General features: G+C 68.0%; 22 protein-coding genes, 1 tRNA gene and 1 pseudogene. 11 read left to right on the top strand and 13 right to left on the bottom strand.

The features are described from left to right. Positions 1-14 precede the first annotated feature (14 nt). Both ABD120_RS37585 and ABD120_RS37580 read left to right on the top strand, forming a co-directional pair. Positions 15-1,898 (top strand): ATP-binding protein, encoded by a 1,884-nt coding sequence (locus ABD120_RS37585; RefSeq protein WP_343955144.1) that lies wholly within the window; start codon positions 15-17, stop codon positions 1,896-1,898. Between the two features lie 136 nt (positions 1,899-2,034). Then, the gene (locus ABD120_RS37580) at positions 2,035-2,472 is read left to right on the top strand and encodes an ATP-binding protein (protein ID WP_343955143.1); all 438 of its coding nucleotides are present in this window, start codon (positions 2,035-2,037) and stop codon (positions 2,470-2,472) included. Here ABD120_RS37580 and ABD120_RS37575 read toward each other — a convergent pair. From ABD120_RS37575 to ABD120_RS37555, 5 genes are read right to left on the bottom strand one after another with little or no spacing between them, the layout of a single operon-like run. Beyond that, positions 2,456-3,088 carry a YidC/Oxa1 family membrane protein insertase gene (locus tag ABD120_RS37575; RefSeq protein WP_343955142.1) on the bottom strand — a complete coding sequence of 211 codons (633 nt, stop codon included), beginning with the start codon at positions 3,086-3,088 and terminating at the stop codon, positions 2,456-2,458. The two genes, ABD120_RS37580 and ABD120_RS37575, sit on opposite strands and share 17 nt — an antisense overlap. 39 nt (positions 3,089-3,127) lie before the next feature. Next, positions 3,128-3,358, bottom strand: coding sequence for a DUF6412 domain-containing protein (locus tag ABD120_RS37570; RefSeq protein ID WP_343955141.1), 231 nt, complete (start codon positions 3,356-3,358; stop codon positions 3,128-3,130). Beyond that, the gene (locus ABD120_RS37565) at positions 3,355-3,531 is read right to left on the bottom strand and encodes a hypothetical protein (protein WP_343955140.1); all 177 of its coding nucleotides are present in this window, start codon (positions 3,529-3,531) and stop codon (positions 3,355-3,357) included. Before ABD120_RS37565 ends, ABD120_RS37570 begins: the two co-directional genes overlap by 4 nt. Before the next feature lie 53 nt (positions 3,532-3,584). Next, positions 3,585-3,881, bottom strand: a complete 297-nt coding sequence (locus ABD120_RS37560) for a chorismate mutase (protein WP_343955139.1) — start codon at positions 3,879-3,881, stop codon at positions 3,585-3,587. A gap of 43 nt (positions 3,882-3,924) precedes the next feature. Beyond that, a complete protein-coding gene (locus tag ABD120_RS37555) occupies positions 3,925-4,482 on the bottom strand; it encodes a TetR/AcrR family transcriptional regulator (protein WP_343955138.1) in 558 nt (185 codons plus the stop codon). Positions 4,483-4,573: 91 nt separating this feature from the next. Between ABD120_RS37555 and ABD120_RS37550 the strand changes: the two genes are divergently transcribed. Together ABD120_RS37550 and ABD120_RS37545 are read left to right on the top strand one after the other, a co-directional pair. Beyond that, positions 4,574-6,100, top strand: coding sequence for an MDR family MFS transporter (locus ABD120_RS37550; RefSeq protein WP_343955137.1), 1,527 nt, complete (start codon positions 4,574-4,576; stop codon positions 6,098-6,100). A gap of 36 nt (positions 6,101-6,136) precedes the next feature. Further along, positions 6,137-6,847: a M15 family metallopeptidase gene (locus ABD120_RS37545; RefSeq protein ID WP_343955136.1), complete on the top strand. Its 711-nt coding sequence runs from the start codon at positions 6,137-6,139 to the stop codon at positions 6,845-6,847. 415 nt (positions 6,848-7,262) lie between these two features. On the opposite strand, the gene ABD120_RS37540 is transcribed toward ABD120_RS37545, so the two are convergent. From ABD120_RS37540 to ABD120_RS37525, 4 genes are all read right to left on the bottom strand, one after another. Then, positions 7,263-7,904, bottom strand: a complete 642-nt coding sequence (locus ABD120_RS37540; protein WP_343955135.1) for a hypothetical protein — start codon at positions 7,902-7,904, stop codon at positions 7,263-7,265. Between the two features lie 281 nt (positions 7,905-8,185). Then, the gene (locus tag ABD120_RS37535) at positions 8,186-8,719 is read right to left on the bottom strand and encodes an ATP-binding protein (RefSeq protein ID WP_343955192.1); all 534 of its coding nucleotides are present in this window, start codon (positions 8,717-8,719) and stop codon (positions 8,186-8,188) included. A gap of 690 nt (positions 8,720-9,409) precedes the next feature. Next, positions 9,410-9,610 carry a hypothetical protein gene (locus ABD120_RS37530; protein WP_343955134.1) on the bottom strand — a complete coding sequence of 67 codons (201 nt, stop codon included), beginning with the start codon at positions 9,608-9,610 and terminating at the stop codon, positions 9,410-9,412. A gap of 601 nt (positions 9,611-10,211) precedes the next feature. Continuing rightward, on the bottom strand, positions 10,212-11,462 hold the full coding sequence (locus ABD120_RS37525; RefSeq protein WP_343955133.1) for a helix-turn-helix domain-containing protein: 1,251 nt from the start codon (positions 11,460-11,462) through the stop codon (positions 10,212-10,214). Between the two features lie 306 nt (positions 11,463-11,768). Between ABD120_RS37525 and ABD120_RS37520 the strand changes: the two genes are divergently transcribed. Together ABD120_RS37520 and ABD120_RS37515 are read left to right on the top strand one after the other, a co-directional pair. After that, positions 11,769-11,969: a DUF397 domain-containing protein gene (locus ABD120_RS37520; protein ID WP_343955132.1), complete on the top strand. Its 201-nt coding sequence runs from the start codon at positions 11,769-11,771 to the stop codon at positions 11,967-11,969. 158 nt (positions 11,970-12,127) lie between these two features. Then, positions 12,128-12,904, top strand: coding sequence for a GntR family transcriptional regulator (locus tag ABD120_RS37515; protein WP_343955131.1), 777 nt, complete (start codon positions 12,128-12,130; stop codon positions 12,902-12,904). A 576-nt stretch (positions 12,905-13,480) separates the two neighbouring features. On the opposite strand, the gene ABD120_RS37510 is transcribed toward ABD120_RS37515, so the two are convergent. Both ABD120_RS37510 and ABD120_RS37505 read right to left on the bottom strand, forming a co-directional pair. Then, entirely contained in the window at positions 13,481-13,681 is a 201-nt protein-coding gene (locus ABD120_RS37510) for a tyrosine-type recombinase/integrase (protein ID WP_343955130.1), read from the bottom strand. A gap of 4 nt (positions 13,682-13,685) precedes the next feature. Next, positions 13,686-14,567 (bottom strand): helix-turn-helix domain-containing protein, encoded by an 882-nt coding sequence (locus tag ABD120_RS37505; RefSeq protein ID WP_343955129.1) that lies wholly within the window; start codon positions 14,565-14,567, stop codon positions 13,686-13,688. A 234-nt stretch (positions 14,568-14,801) separates the two neighbouring features. Here ABD120_RS37505 and ABD120_RS37500 point away from each other — a divergent pair. The 3 genes and pseudogenes from ABD120_RS37500 to ABD120_RS37490 all read left to right on the top strand — a co-directional run. Further along, positions 14,802-15,164, top strand: a pseudogene (locus ABD120_RS37500) (alpha/beta hydrolase); the annotation flags it as partial. A 130-nt stretch (positions 15,165-15,294) separates the two neighbouring features. Then, the gene (locus ABD120_RS37495; protein ID WP_343955194.1) at positions 15,295-15,651 is read left to right on the top strand and encodes an alpha/beta hydrolase; all 357 of its coding nucleotides are present in this window, start codon (positions 15,295-15,297) and stop codon (positions 15,649-15,651) included. A gap of 52 nt (positions 15,652-15,703) precedes the next feature. Next, positions 15,704-16,084, top strand: a complete 381-nt coding sequence (locus tag ABD120_RS37490; RefSeq protein ID WP_343955128.1) for a DUF2255 family protein — start codon at positions 15,704-15,706, stop codon at positions 16,082-16,084. Between the two features lie 131 nt (positions 16,085-16,215). Here the strand turns inward: ABD120_RS37490 and ABD120_RS37485 are convergent, their stop codons facing one another. Both ABD120_RS37485 and ABD120_RS37480 read right to left on the bottom strand, forming a co-directional pair. Further along, the gene (locus ABD120_RS37485) at positions 16,216-16,746 is read right to left on the bottom strand and encodes a hypothetical protein (RefSeq protein ID WP_343955127.1); all 531 of its coding nucleotides are present in this window, start codon (positions 16,744-16,746) and stop codon (positions 16,216-16,218) included. 67 nt (positions 16,747-16,813) lie between these two features. Next, on the bottom strand, positions 16,814-17,146 hold the full coding sequence (locus tag ABD120_RS37480) for a hypothetical protein (RefSeq protein WP_343955126.1): 333 nt from the start codon (positions 17,144-17,146) through the stop codon (positions 16,814-16,816). A 331-nt stretch (positions 17,147-17,477) separates the two neighbouring features. On the opposite strand from ABD120_RS37480, the gene ABD120_RS37475 reads away from it, so the two are divergent. Continuing rightward, complete coding sequence (locus ABD120_RS37475; RefSeq protein WP_343955125.1) at positions 17,478-18,332, top strand: NUDIX hydrolase; 855 nt, start codon at positions 17,478-17,480, stop codon at positions 18,330-18,332. A gap of 47 nt (positions 18,333-18,379) precedes the next feature. Next, positions 18,380-18,466: transfer RNA gene (locus ABD120_RS37470), tRNA-Ser, on the top strand. Positions 18,467-18,506: the final 40 nt, after the last annotated feature.

Here is an 18,506-nt window from a genome sequence, read left to right as displayed (position 1 = left end):
TGCACTATGGAAAGGTGGGAGAGGACAGGGCCGAAACCCGCGCCGGCGTTGACGACGCCTTGGCCACCGCTGTGCTCGCCAGCGCGCCGGACGCCGTCGTCGTCCTCGATCGCGACCAGACCGTCCTCGCGTGGAACCCGGCGGCCGAGCGGTTGTTCGGCTGGACGGCGCCGCAGGTGGTGGGCCGCAGGGCGCCGATCGTGCCGGCGGAGCTGACCGCCGAGCACAACGCGGTGCTCGAACGGGTGCGCACCGGCGGTCAGGTCTCGCTGCTCACCAAGCGCTTCCGCCGCGACGGCACCCTCCTCGACCTGCGGGTCGACACCAGCGCCCTGCGTCAGGGCAGTGCGGTCGTCGGCTACGTGCACATGCACCATCCGGTCCAGCGCGACCAGCAGGCGGACGACCGGGCGGCCCAGCGTGCCCGCCTGGTGCGCAGGCTCACCGACGTCGTCGGCGACATCAACGCCGAACTCGAACTGCCCGCCGTCCTCGACCGCATCGCGGCCAGCCTGACGGAGCTGACCGGCGCGGACGCCGGCGGGTTCGTGCAGATCGAGGGCGACCGGCTGCGGGTGGTCGCGGCCGACCGCCTGCCGGAATCACTGCGCGGCGCCACGGCCGACCTGCGGACCAGTTTGGTGGGCAAGCTTTTACGTACCGGCAAGACGGTCATGCTGGAGTCGCAGGGGCTGGGTGATCTGGTTTGGGCGGAGATGCCGGGTTTGCACACGATCGCGCTGGGTGTGGCGGCGGTGGGCGGGCGACCGTACGGTGCGCTGTACGCGTTGTTCTCCAAACGCAAGCCGGGACACGTGGAGCTGGAGCTGCTCGAACTGCTGGCGGGGCACGCCGGCATCGCGGTGGGCAACACGATGGCCTACCAGGAGGCGGTCAGGCAGCGGGCGCACGAGCGGGCGGTCTTCGACGCCAGCGCGGACGGCATCGCCGTACTCGATGGGCAGGGCCTGGTCACCCAGTGGAACCCGGCGGCGGCGGAGCTGACGTCCTGCGGCGCCGAGTCCGTGATCGGCGGGCCGCTGCCGTTCCCGCTGCCGACACCGGGGCGGACGCTGACGATCCAGCTCGAATCGGGCCGCTGGCTGGACGTGGTGAGCGCGCGGATCGCCGAGACGGGCGAGCGGGTGGTCGACTTCCGCGACGTGACAGCGGCCAGGGAACTGGAGGAGGCCAAGGACCTGTTCCTGGCGGTGACCAGCCACGAGCTGCGCACGCCGATCACGATCGTGTCGGGGTTCGCCAGCACGCTGGACAGGCGGTGGGAGGAGCTGAGCGACGCCGAGCGGCGCTCGGCCGTCCACATGATCGCCGAGCGGGCCGGGGCGCTGAGCAAGCTGATCGGCCATCTGCTGCAGGGGTCGGAGGCGGGGGTGGAGCGGCCGGTCATCGAGCCCTTCGACCTGGCCGAGCGCATCGCGGCGGCGACGCTGGGGCTGCCGGCGCTGTCGGAGCGCCATGCCGTCGAGGTGGTGGTGCCGAAGGGGCTGCCGCTGGCCATGGGCGACCCGTCGGCGATCGACGTCATGCTCGCCCACCTGCTGGAGAACGCCTTCAAGTACTCGCCGAAGGGCGGGCTGATCACGGTGGAGGCGTGGACGGAGGAGGACCGGGTGGTCGTGGTGGTGGACGACCCGGGCGTCGGCATCCGGGCGGAGGACCGCGAGCGGATCTTCGAGCGGTTCGTCCAGCTCGACGCGGGCGATCGGCGCAGGTTCGGCGGTGTGGGACTGGGCCTGCACATCGTACGCTCGCTGGCACGGGCCCAGGGCGGTGAGGTGAGCGCGCATCCGCGCCCCGGTGGGGGTACCAGGATGCGGTTGGCGCTGCGACGGGTGGTGAAGGATTCCATTATCGGATCCGACACACCGATGCGGTAACGAGGCGGTCACGGATGCGCTGATCTATCGTCCAATGTGTACAAGCTGTGATCGAGATGCGGTTTCTGGGACCGGGTAACGGGGCATTTCGGTCGTACCGGGGATAGTTCCCTCGGGGGGAACAGGGAGCGGGGAGGTGCGTGTGTCAAGCGTGGTGCTTCTGCCTTACGCACCGTCCAGCGTCGCCGTGGCCCGTCAGCGCCTGAGCAACGATCTCCAGGCGAGCGGCGTCTTCGACAACGCCATCGACGATGCCGTACTGGTGGTGAGCGAGCTGCTGAGCAACGCCCTGCGCCACGCGCACCCACTGCCCTCCGGGATGGTCAGGGTGGCCTGGCTGAAGGCGGAGGATCACATCGAGGTGGCCGTCAGCGACGGCGGAGCGGCCACCGAGCCGCGCGCCGGACGGCCGACGTTGTCCTCGCTCGGTGGCCGTGGCCTGGGCATTGTCGAGTATGTCGCCGAGAGCTGGGGGGTGCGCCACGACGGCGACACGACCACGGTCTGGGCGATCCTGCCGGCCCCGAACGGCGTCGCGAACGGGCAGGTGCCCGCTCTCAGAGAGGCCGGGTAGCCAGGACCGCGCGCTCGCCGGCCGTCCAGGACGTCGAGACGAGCAGGTACAGCCCCACGGCGAACGGGGTGAACAGCGCCACCGCCACCGAGGCGAACGGCAGCAGCCTGAGAACCTTCGGACCTTCGATCTTTCGTGCGGTGTACCAGGCGACGGCGGCCAGCAAAACCAGCACCACGCCGAAGACCAAAACCGGCCAACTAAACAGACCGAAACCCGTCACCAGGGAAGCCACCTGGTGCCCCAGGGGGGCACCGAAAAGGGTGTGCCCGGCGAGGGCCGTCGGGTGGGTCGCGATCTGGTAGACGAGGAACAGGAACGGCGCCTGAGCCAGTGCCGGGCCGATCCCGGCGAACGGCGAGGTGCCCGCTTCGGCGTACAGGGCGTTGAGCTCCCTGGCCAGCCGCTCGCGGTCGCGGCCGTGGCGTTTGTGCAGGTCCTGGAGCTTCGGCGCCAGCTTTTCGCGTGCCCGTACGGCCCGCGCCTGCTTGACGGCCAGGGGCAGCAGCGCCGCGCGCACGGCGGCCGTGAGTGAAATGATCATCAGGACGGCGTTGTCGCCGGTCACACCGATGAGAAAGCCGACGATGGTGTCGAGCATGAGCCCTTCCCGCATGGAACGAGGACAAAGGGCTCGCCGGATCGCGAGCCCCGCTTACCGGGAAGCGGGGCTTGCTGACGGTGCTCGTGGTCTGGGCCGTCCGGCGGCGTCGGGGTCGAGTTGCCGTATCGGCGTCGCGCGCAGGGCGTGGCGCAGCGGGACGGCGGACGCGCCGCTCTCCTGCTCGGGCGGCAGCCGGGCCGCCCACGCGGCCAGCAGGAGGAGCCCGACCGTGGCCAGCGTCGCGAAGACCGCCAGCCAGGCCGGGTCGAGCAGTATGGTCATCGCGACGAGGACGACGATCCGCTGATCACTCTGACCGCGACGAAGGCGATCAGGGCGATGACTCCGATGATCAGAGCGATCTTGAACAGCGACGCCAGCATCGGCAGGATGAACGTGAACAGGACGAAGAGCCCCGCGATGGTCGCGAGGGCAAGTCCGACGATACGACCCATGGGACCACCGTACGTCGTGGAGCCCGGGTGCGGCCGGATATGCGGCATATCGATCAGCGCATCGCGGCCGACTGGTGGTGGCGGATGACCTCTTCGATGATGAAGGCCAGGAACTTCTTGGCGAACTCGGGGTCGAGCTTGGCCTCGACCGCCAGCGCCTGCAGCCGCTCTATCTGGGCCGCCTCGCGGGCCGGGTCGGCGGGAGGCAGGCTGCGCTCCGCCTTGAGCTCGCCCACCTGACGGGTGAACTTGAACCGTTCGGCGAGCAGGTGGACCAGCGCCGCGTCGATGTTGTCGATACTGTCGCGAAGTTCGCGAAGACGGGCCGTCGCGTGGTTTTCATCCTGCACAGTAGGTTCCTCCTGTCGATCGCTTTGGCATCTTGCCACACCGTTAACGGAGGCACGCGGTGAAGATCGCCGTGAGGCGGTCCACGTCGGCGTCCGTGGGGACCTCCGGCCCGAGCGTGCGCCGCATCGCGCCGATGCCCACGAGCACGGCTGTCGCCAGCCGGGCGCGGGCCACCGCGTCGCCGCCGTCGAGCTGGCCGGCGATGGGGTCGAGGACGGCGTACTGCATGCGCTCGCGGACGAGTTCCTGGATCTCGGGGTCGCCGGCGAGGCGTTCGAGCGAGCGCAGGATGGCGCTCTCGGGGTCGGTGTGCATGCGCTTGGCGGCGTGCTCGGCCAACCGCCTGGGCAGCCCGTCGGCATCGCCGCCGAGGACGGCGGCGACGCTGGGCTCGCCCGCCAGCACCTCGCCGAACAGGCCCGCCTTGGATCCGAAGTAGCGGCCGACGAGGGCGATGTTGGCGTCGGCCGCCGAGGCGATCATCCGTACGGTGACCTGCTCATAGCCGTGTTCCGAGAACAGCCGGCGGGCCGCCGTGAGCAGCCGCTGCCTGGTGGCCGCGCGATCACGTGGGCGGGCCTCGGTCACCTGGGCGTCCATGCCCCGAACTCTACTGCGCATGGGGGCACTTGCCGCCCGGCTAGTAAACGTACGTATACTCATGGGGTAGTTTCGGTATGTATCGAGGGATGTGGTGTCTTTGACGGGGCGGCAGTACACCCACCGAGAAATCATCGAGATCATGTCCGGGCTGATGCTCGCGACGCTCACCTCGATGCTCTCCACCTCCGTCGTCGGTACGGCGCTGCCGACGATCGTGGGCGAATTAGGGGGACAGGAACAGTACGCCTGGGTGGCCTCGGCCACCATGCTCACGATGACGGTCTCCACACCGCTGTTCGGCAAGCTGTCGGACCTGTTCGGCCGGAAACTCCTCTTCCAGGGCGCGCTCGGCCTGTTCGTGGCGGCGTCGCTGGCCGCCGGACTCTCGCAGGACATGGGCCAGCTCATCGCGGCCCGCGCCGTCCAGGGGCTCGGCATCGGCGGGCTGTCGGCGCTGTCGCAGGTGATCCTCGGCGACATCGTCTCGCCGCGCGAACGCGGCCGCTACTCCGGCTACCTGGGCGCGGTCTTCGGCCTCTCCACCGTCGCCGGGCCGCTGCTCGGCGGGTTCATCGTGGACGCCGACTGGCTCGGCTGGCGCTGGTGCTTCTACGTCGTCGTGCCCTTCGCGGCCGTCTCCTTCTACGTGATCCAGCGGTATCTGAAGCTGGAGCACGTCAAACGCGACTCCAGCGTGGACGTCTGGGGCGCGACCGCGATCACCGCCGGGGCGACCGCGCTGATGCTGCTGCTGACGCTCGGGGGCAAGGAGTTCGCGTGGAACTCGGCGTGGACGTACGGGTTGGGGGTGGTGACCGTACTCATGCTGGGCCTGGCGATCAGGGCCGAGCGGTCGGCCCGCGACCCGATCCTGCCGCCGAGGCTGTTCCGCAACCGGACCTTCGTGCTGACCAGCGTCTCCTCGTTCTTCGTCGGCATCGCGATGTTCGGTGCGATGATTTTCCTGCCGCAGTACCTGCAGATCGTCAAGGGGCTCAGCCCGACCGACTCCGGACTGATGACGCTGCCGATGGTGGTCGCGCTCTTCGTCGCCGGAGTCGTCTCCGGGAAGATCGTCTCCAGGACCGGGCGCTGGAAGATCTTCCCTGTCGCCGGGCTGTTCATCGTGGCCGTCGGCCTGCTCCTGCTGTCCCGCCTGACCGTGGACTCCGGCCTGTGGGTGATCGGCGCGTACGTCGCCGTCCTGGGGCTGGGGCTGGGCCTGTCGATGCAGATGCTCATCCTGGCCGCCCAGAACGGCTCGGAGCGGCGCGACCTGGCCGCGACCACCTCCGGCGTCGCCTTCTTCCGCTCGCTCGGCGGCGCCGTCGGCGTGGCTGCCTTCGGCGCCATCCTCACCGCCCGGCTGCGCGCCGAACTGCCCGCCGGGGGCACGCTCGGCAGCCCCGAGGACATCCAGAACCTGCCCGAGCCGGTACGGACCACCGTCCTGACGGCGTTCACCCAGGGGCTGGAGACCGTCTTCCTGGTCGGGGTGCCGATCGCGCTCGTGGGATTCGCCGCCGCGCTGTTGCTCAAGGAACTGCCGTTGCGTACCGACCAGTCCGTGACGGAGGCCGGGCAGAAAGAGTCACTCGCGCAGGAACGCGCTTGACCCCACCGGGCCGCCCTGTGCACGTATCGTGGCGGAATGAAGCGTGCATCAGCCCTGGTCGTGGCGCTGGCGGCGGTGTCCTGCACGGCCCAGGGGCCGACGGCGTCGAGCGCCACCCAGGAGCCCTCGGCCGGCCCGAGCGCTCCGCCGGAGCCCACGGTCAGCCAGACGCCGGGCCCGCCGGACTTCGCCGCCAAGGTCACTCCGGTGACACGGGCGCAGCTTCCGTACTCGTGGCGGCCCGGCTGCCCCGTGCCCGTCGGCGACCTGCGGCTGATCAGGATGAGCTACTGGGGGTTCGACGACAAGCCGCACGTCGGCGAACTGGTCGTCCGCAAGACCGTCACCGACGACATCGTCACCGTTTTCCGGAAGTTGTATGACTGGCGGTGGCCGATCTACAAAATGGAGCTGGTCGACGCCTACAAGGGCGACGACTTCGACTCGATCGACGCCAACAACACCTCGGCCTTCAACTGCCGGGCGGCGACCGGGTCGAGCAACTGGTCACGGCACGCCTACGGACAGGCGATCGACATCAACCCCCGCGAGAACCCGTACGTCACGGCGAGCGGCAGCACGGCCCACCAGAACGCCAAGAAGTACACCAAACGCCCGCTGGACGCCAAGGGCGTGATCAACCCGGGGGACAAGGTCGTGAAGGCGTTCCAGAGCGTCGGCTGGGAATGGGGCGGCTACTGGTCGGGCACGAAGGACTACCAGCACTTCTCCAAGGGCGGCGGCTAGAACGCTCACTGGGCCGGGTGCACACGAGCCTCAAAGGCAGGGTCTTCCGTAAGGGCGCGCTTCGCGCGAAGGGCTCCAGGCAGCGCCCACCCGGGGGAGGATCCCCCCGGACCCCCACTTCAACTGCGAGGTCCTCGCGCTAACGCGCTCGGGCTCCCCTCATCGGGGCTTTCGCCCCGAACCCCGAGCAGGGCCTCCCGGCCCCTGCACCCCGAGCCTTAACCGATTCGGGAAATCAAGAACCCGGTGCCGACGAGATGACAGCGACCGGAAGGCTCCAGGCCGTGTATCGGGAGTGGATCTCGGGTGCGGTATGAGCTCCTTGGACCACTTCCGATACACGGCCCGGCCCGTTCCGTGGCTGTGAGACAGCGCCCATGTCACCGCTTCCTGAACAGCCCAGGCTGGTAGGCGGTTACCACGCGTCTCCGGACATGATCTGGTCCCACAGTTCGTCCACCCAGCGGTTGGCGGTCTCGGGACTGACATGGACCACGAGGCCGTCGCCGCTTCGCTCGATACGGCGGATCCAGTGCCGTCCACCGATGGCGAGTTCCTCGTACTCCACCGGCCGGCAGCGGCAGCTCAACCGCACAACCCGAGGCTGCCGCCCGAACCGAAGCACCCACATGTTGCCCTCGAACTGCCACTTCACCCGATACGGCCGCGCCGAGACCGGAGCCGGACAGTACTCCTCACCGCATCTGTCCTCCCGCCCTCTGGAAGGCTCCGGCCCGCTCAGGCGCTGTGCGGGCACCATCGGCAGGCCGGTCACGAGGTCGCGCCGGGAGCGCGAAGGTGAGGCGTCACCGCCGACAGGCAGGGCTGCGTCGTTCTTGGCCTGGTCGACGGCGGATTCGCCGGGGCCGGGCCGCCGCTCCGTGATCAGCATCTCGGCGGCGACCCGGCCGGTCTCACGGTGCTCCTCGTCATCGCGCGGGCAGTCGGGTTGGCGGGCGCCATCGGGCCTCGTCGGGCCTGACCGTGTTTCCCGCCGCTCTCGCTGCGGGGGGACCCGGTGATGCCGCAGGGCTTCGTCGCCGCCGCCGTTACTCATCGGTCTGCCTCCCTCGGCTCACTGGTGCACCATCCTCTTGTCGGTAGTTGAGAGACTGCTGATGCACCCGAGGTGCCGCCGGGCCACCGCCCTGCTCGCCCGACCCCGAGGTCCGGAATGAGTTCTGCGGGGTCCGGCGGTTCTTCGGAGCGTGCCGATGCATGTCCATGTGAACCTCATTCGTGGGTGGGTGGCCCGCCGCCGTACCTCGACGGCGGGCCACTCTGCTGGGTCGGGCCGTCCCTCGCCTCAAGAGGGGGCGGGCCGACGTCTCGGACGGTTCAGACCGGCCACCGGAACGGGCTGCTGAACGAAGGGGCATTGAGGTCACCCCGGAAGGGGCCGCCGCTGCCGGGGCCGGGAACACCCCACAGACGGAGACCCAGAGACGGTCTCGCGGCGGGCACCAGGTCGGGAGGGCCACGGAACTCGAACCAGACCGCCTTGCCCCCACGCTCGGGCAGCAAGTAGGAGCCCCAATCGACGGCCACGGCCGCCACGATGGCCAGGCCACGACCACCCTCACCATCGGCATCGGCCTCGGCCGGAACGGGAAGCTCCGGCGAGCGATCGGCGACCCGTCCAGCGGCGAAGCCCGAGATCACCTGCAGCCGCAGCTCGATCGGTGGAAGACCGTGGACGACCGCGTTGGTCACGAGCTCGGAGACCACGAGCACCGCGTTCTCGACCAACTCTTCCGGCCAGCCACGCTTCTCAAGCACGTCGCGGACCGCGTGACGGGCCGTCCCCACGGCCTCGGGCGTGTGGGGCAACGCCAGGGTGAGGACACTCGGCCGCCGTCCGGTGGCGGCCATCACCCGGAGACCTCTCCCGTGACTGCGATCCGTTCCCGCTGATGCCATCCGACCGGCTCAGGCCGATTCGGCGGAAAGTCCGCCCCCGACGCGAGCGCCAACGGGGCGGCATGTCCGGCGCGTGGACTCGGGTCGCCGCCTGCAGGCGGCCGGCCCGTGGGAAAGCACCCGATCGGTCGGCCCACGGCCGCCGCAGGACCGGCCGACGGCGACCGCCCGACCGTAGCGGTGACACAGCAATCCGATCGACGCCGTCGCGGCTCGGAGCCGGCGGCTCGGCAGAACGAGGCATCGTGTGCCGCGCGGCAGCCACTTCGACATCCGGGGCCGTGACGGTCGCCGCAGTGTCCAGGCCGTCGAAAGGCTCGGCCTCGACCTGTACCGCCTCCAACTCGCTGGCGACCTGCTCGGGCGCGGGCGCGCACACGTGCTCACGGCGGAACTCAGCCACCGACATCCGCCGCCGGTGCAGACCGAGCGCCGTATACAAGTGGAGCCGCTCGGCCATCAGCACGGCCGACGGCACCTCGTACTCATGGGCGCCCACGCTGGAGCAGCCGTGGGCGTAGGGCGGATGCCCGCATACGGCGCACCCCATCGCCAACGGTGGACCCTCGCGCGTGAAGCACGGCTCGCGGACCGCGTCGGTCTGCCGCGCAGCCAGACGGCGGAAGTCGAGCGCCACACCGCTCACTGCGCAGTCCCGACGTACACGGCGATGTTCGGATGCCAGGTCGACGGCTCGGGGCTCGCCTCGTCCAGAGCAGGCATCGCGACCTCCGCACAGCGTCGGCACATGCCCTTGGCGGTGATGTAGCCCTCCGCGAAGATCTGGAGGCACGAGGATCCGAGTGCCGCTGAGGGCGTCTGGCACCCCGTGTCCTCCGTCATGGTGGGCGCTTGTGTCGGTTGGTCTAGTGTTGGGCACGGGTCAGGACCTCTGTTCCTGATCAAGGCCCCGGAGCCCCCGGTGTTCGTGCACCGGGCCGGGGCCGCTTCGATGAGTAGGAATGCTGCGGTGCATAGTCACGCGACTCACGCACCGCGCAGGCGCTATTCGCGCCTAGAACGAAACGTGGGGTGCTGCGCTCTCCCGCATGCGGAAGCCCCAGATCTGGGATAAACGATGGACGTCGCCGAGCAGAAACCATGACAAACATGTGCCCACGGCCGCGAGCAGGCTTCCCCATCGACCGTTGAGAGCGCTAGACGACGAGCAGCACCTGCAGGGTCATCTATGGCGTGCCACATCCACCCTGTTGGCCGCGCAGGCCAACGAAACCATTCAGGACCGCACGAAACAGCAAGGTCTGCGCGAATGGCTAGAATTGAGTGCCATTCATGCAGTACTTGAACATCGTGGTCGCTAGTCACAACGCCGTGATTGACGAGAGCTGCGCGCAGCTCGTGTATCGCCATGCCACGTTTCATGAGCAGGACCCTAAGTCGGCGGGTCCGTGCTCGACCGCACAGAGTGTGCGGTTGTTTTCGGTCAGGCCATCAGACCGATTTGGACCGCGAGTTCTCGCACCTGACCCTGTAGGCGCGAAGGACCAGAATCGACAAGTTCCCAGACCATGCGTCGCGCGAATCCGTTGTAGCGGATTGTCTCGGATGCCGTCTGGTGCGCCAGTTGAAGGGTGCCGAGGACTGCATCATGGTTGCGCTGGAGATGGTGAGCGCGGGCGACTTCAATGAGATGCCGTCCACGCCGGGGTTTAGACGGGATGGGGAAAGCCTCCGCGTTGTTGGACTGGCGGGCCGATTCGGCACCTTTGCTCAATTCGACCGCCACTGTGACAGCATGAGCTGACATGATGACACGGCTGAACGATGTCACAGGGTTGTAGTAGGTCGGTGGAAGCCGTTCGGCGACCCGGTCGGCGGCCGTCCAGTGACGCCAAGCGTCCCCCTCGGCCCCGAGACGCGCTGCGGTGAAGGCCAGCTCGAAGTGGAGTGCTCCCCACATCGCCAGCAGATCCACGCCCGCGCTGTCGAGTTGAGGCTTGAGAGTGGCGATACCTTGCTCATTGATGTCGCGCGCCGCGTCGAAGTCGCCAGTGTCTCGATGGGCCTGAGTCAGGAACCACACAGCGCAGCCGATTGCCAGTGGGTCTTCAGATTCCTGCGCAGCCAGAAGCGCACGGTCGGCCACACGCCAGAGCAGGTCTTGAGCGGGCTGGTAGGCAACGTACATCTGGACGAGCCCGTAGACCTCGGCGAGCAAGGCGTTGGCTCGACGTCGATCGCCGCCAGGGTAGGTGCTCACGGCACACTGCACATCGCGGAGAAGACCCGGGAGGATCCTGCCGAGTGCGGTGCGATGATCAGGTGAAGCATGCCGCGTGCGCCATGCAGCATCGAGCCGAGAGCGTAGGACACCGAGCGGATGCACCTGCCCCTCTGATGAGTTGAGAAGAGGGGCGGCGTTGATCGCGGCCCTGACCTCCACCAAGGCTGGGTGCCCCGGGCCGGTGAACATCCGCAGCCCCACGCTCTGGCTTCCCGTGAGATCCGACAGGTTCTCGATCTGGAGAGCATCCGCAAGGTGAAGCAAGATCGACAGTCGAAGGTCTGATTGTCGGCTACCCGACTCCACAGCCCGAACCCATGAGGGTGATTTGCCCATGAGTCCCGCCAGCACTTCCTGACTCATCCCACGGCGCTGACGGGCTATACGAATCCGCTGTCCGACCGTGAGAGCCGGAGACTGAGAATGGGGGTCGCTGATATCCCTGCCCATATGCCCTGCGCCTCCTGGTGACTCGACACCATCAGGCTACGGCGCGGGGTGTTTCCGCTGCCAGACTTTCAAGTACACGAGAACTACGCTAACTGAGCGATTTGTCCGCTGTGTCGCTCGCGCTGGGTGCACCATCAGGAGCCTGGTACCCGCACATTCGCACGGTCTGCCCTCGAAGGGCTAGCGAGCACACTAGGGCCACAGCCGATCAGGTGCGGCAACTTATGCTGACCTTCGAGCGCCTCGTCTCGATGGCGCTGTCCCCCGAGGAATCCGCGGCGCTCATCGCCGCGGTGAGGAGAAACGATGATCTCCCCTGACCTGTCCGGCGCCGAGTTCCGCAAGTCCAGCTTCAGCGGCGGCGGCAACGACTGCGTCGAGGTGGCCACGAACCTGCCGGGTGTCGTCGCCGTCCGCGACAGCAAGGACCGAAGCGGTCCCGTACTGACCTTCACCCCCGGCGAGTGGAGAGCCTTCCTGGCCGATATCCGCAACGGGAATCTGTAGCACATCGGTACGTCAGCACGACGAGACAAGCTGCGTGGTGCCTGCCTCAAGGTTGTCACCGGAGCCCGTAGACGCGTCCGCGCCCCTGCCATAGGCCGTGGCAGGGGCACGTAAACGCTCGCTTGCAGGCCGGATATCCGGCCTGTCAAGCTGTACCGGTGACTCAGCCCGCCTACGTCCGGATTGCCGCAGATCTGAGGCGCCGCATCACCAGCGGCGAACTCGCGCCGGGCACACGCCTGCCCGCGCGGCAGCACCTCGCCGCCGACTACCAAGCTGCTGAGGGCGTCGTCCGCGAGGCGACGCAACTTCTCCTCCGGGAGGGCCTGCTCACCTCCCGGCCGGGAGCCGGTACCTTCGTGCGCAACCGACCGCAGAGGCGAAGCCTCGTGCGCAGTTGGTTCCGCGAGCGGCAGGCTGGCTCCCCCTTCGCCCAGCAGATGGAAGAGCAGGGGCGGGCAGGCCGGTGGGAGTACTTCTCCTACACGATGCAAGCGCCGGAAGGGGTACGCGAGCGACTCGGCCTCGGCGAGCCCGACGAAGATCGGCACGACGTCATGTGCACCGCCTACGAGTTCAGCACCCACGACGAGGACGGGCCGTGGATGCTGTCCACATCCTGGGAACCCTTATCGCTGACGAAGGGGACACCGATCGCCTTCCCCGAGGGCGGACCGTCCGCCGGACTCGGCGTCACCCACCGCATGGCCGCCATCGGCATCCAGGTGGACGCCTGGGACGAGGAAGTATGGGCTCGCCCCGCCGCACCCGACGAGGCCCAACGGCTGCGTATCGGTGCCGGCGCGATCGTGATGATCGTCGAACGGAGCTATTTCGCGGGTGACACCGTGGTGGAGACGTGCGACATCGTCGTACCCGCCGAGACGACGAAACTGGTGTACAACGGCCCCGTGGGCGACACCGACGCCGGGTAGGGACCCGATGTGCATCGCCATCGGGTCGGCCGATGGCGCCGCACTACTCCGCTCCGGTACCGCGCCTTCGACAGTGTGCCGTCCTGCTCGCTCCGCCGAGTCCCAGGTCACACGCCGACGGTAGGACCCTCGTCACTGACTGCCATTGACAGTTTGCCGCGAGCGCCTTCCGGCTATCAAAATCGCAGGTCGGAAAGCTCTAATAGGCAAGTCCGACAAGATCTGCAATCCGCGGGTTATCCCGGGGTGGGCGACCTGAGTTCGTAGCCTTCTGAGGTCAACGTGTTCCTGCGATCGCAGGAAGGATGGGTCGTTGCGGCAGAAGGCGGCGCAGAACCACCGCAGCCTGCGGCTGGGGCGCATAGAACGCCTCGACCAGCGCAATCTGGTCCGAGTCGCACCACCACAGCAGCTTCAGCTCGGCGTTCTTCTTATACGGATCGATCGTGCAGGCCGCCGTTGTGACCAGTTCCTCAGCCCCGGAGCCGATCCAGCATGCTGCCAGAAATCCAGAGCAGGCCAGTGTTCATCCCTGATCACTCCGGGAGCCTACCGAGACCATCGTGCTGCGGCGTTTCAACGTCGCCGGGTGGCGGGGTCCCGCCCTTCCTGCCAGTGGACAAGGGCCTCGGGAAAGACGCTGGCGTAGCGGGCCAGCGAGGCGACGGAGGTGTGGCCGGAGTAGGCGAGCAGGGTGGAAGTGTTGGCGCCGTCTTCGGCGGCGTGGGTGAGCGCGCTGTGGCGCACCTGGTGGAGCGTCCACGCGCCGCCGGGCACTATGTCAGCGCCGGGACGTCATCGTGGTAGCCGTCCAGGATGCCAGCAATTGGAGGCGTTCCGCGGTCGGTGAGGCGGGCTCGGCGACATACGCCGACAAGACGATCGCCGGGGCCGAGTCCAACGTGAGTTCTTCGAACCTGAGAGTGAGCTCGCCGGCCTCTCGGTGGTGGAGGGTCTTGCCACCGGCACGGTGCACGCCCACGTCATGGGCTGCCCAGCGGCGGCGGAAGTCCTCACTGCGGGTGGAGAGCTCGCCGATCAACTGGGCGAGGCGCTTGTCGTGCGGTGTGGCTCCGGCCTGGGCCCGCAGGAGGCGCACGCACACGGCGGCCGCGTCGCCGGGGTCGCTGTAGAACGCGTCGGCGGCGGGGTCGAGGAAGACGAACGAGGCCAGGTTCGGGGGCGCTGCGGTCGAGCGGCGGGTCGGGCTGTCGTAGACGACCGAGAACACCGCCCGGCCCAGGGAGTTGGCGGCCAGGACGTCCAGGCACCGGTTGTGGGCGATGACGGGGATGGCGCCCATGGCGTCGATGAGCAACTGGACCTGCTGGGGAACGGACGAGGGCGGCCTGGCCTGCCTGCGGGCTCGCGGGGACCGGAGGGCGCTGCGGGCGAGATCGTAGAGGTAGGCGGTCTCGTCGTCGCTCAGTTGCAGGGCACGGGCGACCGCTTGGAGGATGTCGTCGGACACGCCTGACAGGTCGCCCTTCTCGATCCTGGTGTAGTAGTCGACCGACACGCCGGCGAGCATCGCGACCTCCTCGCGGCGCAGGCCCGGGACCCGCCGGACACCGAGCCCCACGGGCAGTCCGGCCATGGCCGGGGTGATCTTCGCCCGGCGGGTGGCCAGGAACTCGCGCACCCTCTCGTCCTTCGAGGTCATGCCTTCAAGGCTACGAGTGCGCCGCCCGGCTCAGCCAGGCCCTGTGAAAACCCCCGAAAAGGTGCGGTCAGGACCTGGTGGGGGGTTCCATCAGAACCTTCCACGAGTGGCGAGCGCGTCGCACGCTTGGTGAGTCGGAGATGCACCGATCGCCTCAGGAGAATCATCGTGAGCAAGAACATCGACATCAAGACCCACAACGGCTACGGCACCACGCTGGCCGCCGTCATCAACATGCCGCCGGACTTCGAGGAATCCAAGAAGTACCCGGCCATCGTCGTCTCCCACCCGGGCGGCGGCGTGAAGGAGCAGACCGCGGGCCTGTACGCCCGCGAGCTCGCCGCCAACGGGTTCGTCACCGTCGCCTACGACGCCTCCTTCCAGGGAGCGAGCACCGGCAGCCCGCGCCAGCTCGAGAACACGTACATCCGCACCGAGGACGTCAGCGCCGTCGTGGACTACCTCACAACCCTCGACTACGTCGATGACGACCGGATCGGCGCAATGGGCATCTGCGCCGGCGCCGGCTACACGGCCAACGCCGCGATCGACGACCCGCGGATCAAGGCCGTCGGCACGGTGAGCATGGTCAACATCGGGCAGATGTTCCGCAACGGCTGGGACGGCTCCGTCAAGGACGCCGACGCCGCCCCCGTGCTCGTCCAAGCCGCCCAGTCCCGCACCACGGACGCGGCCGGGCAGGACAAACCGGTTCCCGCTCGCGCCGATGCGCAAGGAAGACGCCCCGAACGCGGAGCTGGAAGAGGCGTGGGAGTACTACCACACGCCCCGCTGCGAGCACCCGAACGCCCCGGGTTTCATGACCACGCGCAGCCTGTCGCAGATCATCACCTACGACGCCTTCCACAAGGCCGAGGCGTTCCTCACCCAGCCGCTGCTGCTGATCGCGGGCAGCCAGGCAGGGTCGAAGTGGATGAGCGACGACCTGTACGAGCGCGCGGCGAGCTCCGACAAGAGCTTCCACGTGGTCGAGGGCGCGAACCACATGTCGCTCTACGACGGCGAGAAAGAGGTCGCCGAGGCCGTCGGCGAACTCGGGCCGTTCTTCGCCTCCCACCTGTGATCAGCAGTGCGCTGACCACGACCACCACCAAGAACGGACAAAGAACGAGACGATGAGCGCCTGGACGCAGGACGAGCTGGATCGCATCAACGCCGAGACCTACTTCACCATCGGGGTGACACTGCCCGACGGCACCACCCCCAAGACCGTCGACATCTGGTCGGTGCCGGTGGGCGACCGGATCTTCATCCGCTCCTTCAACGGCACCCAGGGCAAGTGGTATGGCCCCGCCCTGCAGACCGGCCGGGGACACATCTCCTCGGGCGGTGTGGAGAAGAACGTGCGCTTCGTGCCCGTCCCCGCCGACGACAAGAAGACGAACCAGGCCGTGGACGCCTCGTTCCTGAAAAAGTACGCCGACAGCGAGCACTCGGTGACGATGTCAACCGACCCGGTCCGGCGCAACACCCTCGCGGTCGTCCCCGAGGAATGACACAGAGTATCCGCAGGTTGATCAGCAGAAGCCGTTGTCTGGCCAGCGTGACGTGTTGCTGCGATGGCAAGAACAAGCGAACGTCGTGGTCATCGTGGCTGTCGAGTCGCGCCATCCGGAAGGCTGTAGGTCTACCCGCTGGATCTTTGGGCGAACTGAGCGGCGTAGCGCGGGGTAGTCCATACGCGGCTTCCGGGCCGACGGCTCGGGCCGTAGAGGCCGGGGAAGTGCGGCGCGCAGTGACGGGGAACCGGGATGTTGACCAGGTTGCCGCTCAGCACGGCAGCGACGAAGGCGCCCAGTTCGATGGGCCCGGGGTTCTGCCAGGAGTGGGTGTCGGCATCGTAGCGGCGATGGCCGTCGATGACCTCGTAGGCGGACGCGAGATTCTCGCGGGCGACGTGCCGGATCTGGATAGAGGGCAGTTCCCCGAGCCAGGGAGTGAGTTCGGTGCTGATCCAGCAGGTCGCCACCTGGTCGCGAGCCATTGTTTCGGTGCGGCGTCGCAGGGTGGCGAGGCTGGCTGGGGAGAGCTGGATCTCCCAGGCGATCTTGCGTCCGGTCTGCGGATGGGTCGCCAGAGTGTCCGCCCGCCAGCCGGTCCCGGCGACTTCTACGTCGGCGTGCCACCCGGCCGCGCGGGACAGGCGGGCGAACAGCACCTTGAGGTGAGCCGTCGAGGTCGCGCACGTCGAACGCGTGAATCGCGTGCGGGTCGATTCCCGTGAATCAGTTCACGGGTGTGCCCACCATGAAGGAGGGCACGCTGGGGATCACGTACATCTCATCGACGTATATGTGCTGGGTGATGATTCCCGTGCAATTGTGTTTCGAATTGATAGATACGATTGCGTGGTTTTTGAGGTTGTTCAGAATTTTGGCGTTTATTAGTGGCGAATTGTAGTTGTGGCATCCTTCGTGTGGATGCATGAGCCATTCATTGTTGATCATCAGGAAGCCGGTGGCCGCCTGGGCGGGGAGAGCGGGGTTGCCGCAGACCGCGACCACGATGGCCAGGGATGTGAGGACGGCGCGGGTCGCGGGCTTGCGGTTGATGTGCACGATGGTGCCTACTTTCTACGGCGATACCGCTGGGCCCTCTGGGTCTGCCCATGTGTGACTGTCAATAATCAATGGACGCCAGGATAATCGGCGACGCAATCGCCTGAATAAGCGGGATAAATCCTGAAAAGGTGACCGAGGTCGGGCGCTGATTTCTGCGGCAGGGCGCGGAACCCCCACGCGGACGATGAGCGATTCGCCAATGCGGTCGCGCGCCTCAAGCGACTGATCATCCCGGCCGCCGTTGCCCCCGCTGTCGGAGTTAGAATGCTTTGACGCAGGTCAGGGCTTGAACCCCGACACCGAGGGCGGAGGCTGACACACTCAGATCATGGCAGCCAAGGATGGGGACGGATGGGCCCGCTGCGGGCGCGGGCACCGGCACTGGGGCGTTTACGGAGCCTCCGGACTGCTGGCCGTACACCACGACGAGCAGGGCATGCCGTACGTGCTGATGCAGAAACGCGCCTGGTGGAGCCACCACGGCGGCACCTGGGGGCTGCCGGGCGGAGCCCGCGACAGCCACGAGGACGCCGTCGCGAGCGCCCTGCGTGAGGCGCGGGAGGAAGCGGGCATCCCGCCCGACGTGCTGCGGGTACGCGGCGTGTACGTCGACGACCACGACGGCTGGAGCTTCGAGACCGTCCTCGCGGAGGCCGTCGAGCGCATCGCGGCCGTGCCCGCCAACAGCGAGAGCGACGAACTCCTCTGGCTGCCGGTGCCCGAGGTCGCCGGCCACGAACTCCACCCGGGTTTCGCCGAGACGTGGGACGACATCCGGCAGGTGGTCACGCCCGTGACGGTCGTCCTGGACGTGGCCAACATCGTCGGCGCCAGGGCCGAGCACGGCTGGTGGCGCGACCGCGAGGGCGCGGCGGGCAGGCTGCTGCGCGACGTGGCGGGGGCCGACGGTTTCGTCCATCCACTGCTGGCCGGGTGGCGGCCCCGGATCGTCGCCGTCGTCGAGGGCGCCGCACGCAACGCCGCCGGTGAGGGTGCGGTCGAGGTCGTCGCGGCCGAGCACAGCGGGGACGATGCGATCGTCGAGCTGGTACGGCGGCTGCCACTCTGGGAGGACGTGCGGGTCGTGACCGCCGACCGGGGGCTGAAGGAACGGGTCAGCGAACTGGGCGCCGAGACGGTCGGGCCGAAGTGGCTGCTCGGCCAGCTCGGGTCCGCCCGGTGACCGCTGCCTTCGGCGCGTCGAGCCGCTAAGGTGGTGTGCGCGTACCGGGAGGGTTCGCATAGTGGACGAGTGCAACCGCCTTGAAAGCGGTCAGGCCAGCGATGGTCTCATGGGTTCGAATCCCATACCCTCCGCCTGATCTTTGTTCTTTCACGCGGTGACCGCAGTTCGATG

The organism is Nonomuraea longicatena (assembly GCF_039525605.1).
GTDB lineage: Bacteria > Actinomycetota > Actinomycetes > Streptosporangiales > Streptosporangiaceae > Nonomuraea > Nonomuraea longicatena.
Note: the sequence above shows the minus strand (reverse complement) of the source record. Positions and strands in the feature narration are given on the sequence as shown.

What these genes read in the sequence shown, in the direction of transcription:
- ABD120_RS37555 (WP_343955138.1), bottom strand. Translation starts at nt 4,482, where the DNA reads ATGGACGCCCAGGTGACCGAGGCCCGCCCACGTGATCGCGCGGCCACC.
- ABD120_RS37535 (WP_343955192.1), bottom strand. Translation starts at nt 8,719, where the DNA reads ATGGCCGCCACCGGACGGCGGCCGAGTGTCCTCACCCTGGCGTTGCCC.
- ABD120_RS37475 (WP_343955125.1), top strand. Translation starts at nt 17,478, where the DNA reads ATGGCAGCCAAGGATGGGGACGGATGGGCCCGCTGCGGGCGCGGGCAC.
- ABD120_RS37525 (WP_343955133.1), bottom strand. Translation starts at nt 11,462, where the DNA reads ATGGGCAGGGATATCAGCGACCCCCATTCTCAGTCTCCGGCTCTCACG.
- ABD120_RS37520 (WP_343955132.1), top strand. Translation starts at nt 11,769, where the DNA reads ATGATCTCCCCTGACCTGTCCGGCGCCGAGTTCCGCAAGTCCAGCTTC.
- ABD120_RS37540 (WP_343955135.1), bottom strand. Translation starts at nt 7,904, where the DNA reads ATGAGTAACGGCGGCGGCGACGAAGCCCTGCGGCATCACCGGGTCCCC.
- ABD120_RS37495 (WP_343955194.1), top strand. Translation starts at nt 15,295, where the DNA reads ATGCGCAAGGAAGACGCCCCGAACGCGGAGCTGGAAGAGGCGTGGGAG.
- ABD120_RS37490 (WP_343955128.1), top strand. Translation starts at nt 15,704, where the DNA reads ATGAGCGCCTGGACGCAGGACGAGCTGGATCGCATCAACGCCGAGACC.
- ABD120_RS37505 (WP_343955129.1), bottom strand. Translation starts at nt 14,567, where the DNA reads ATGACCTCGAAGGACGAGAGGGTGCGCGAGTTCCTGGCCACCCGCCGG.
- ABD120_RS37545 (WP_343955136.1), top strand. Translation starts at nt 6,137, where the DNA reads ATGAAGCGTGCATCAGCCCTGGTCGTGGCGCTGGCGGCGGTGTCCTGC.
- ABD120_RS37565 (WP_343955140.1), bottom strand. Translation starts at nt 3,531, where the DNA reads ATGGGTCGTATCGTCGGACTTGCCCTCGCGACCATCGCGGGGCTCTTC.
- ABD120_RS37570 (WP_343955141.1), bottom strand. Translation starts at nt 3,358, where the DNA reads ATGACCATACTGCTCGACCCGGCCTGGCTGGCGGTCTTCGCGACGCTG.
- ABD120_RS37530 (WP_343955134.1), bottom strand. Translation starts at nt 9,610, where the DNA reads ATGACGGAGGACACGGGGTGCCAGACGCCCTCAGCGGCACTCGGATCC.
- ABD120_RS37575 (WP_343955142.1), bottom strand. Translation starts at nt 3,088, where the DNA reads ATGCGGGAAGGGCTCATGCTCGACACCATCGTCGGCTTTCTCATCGGT.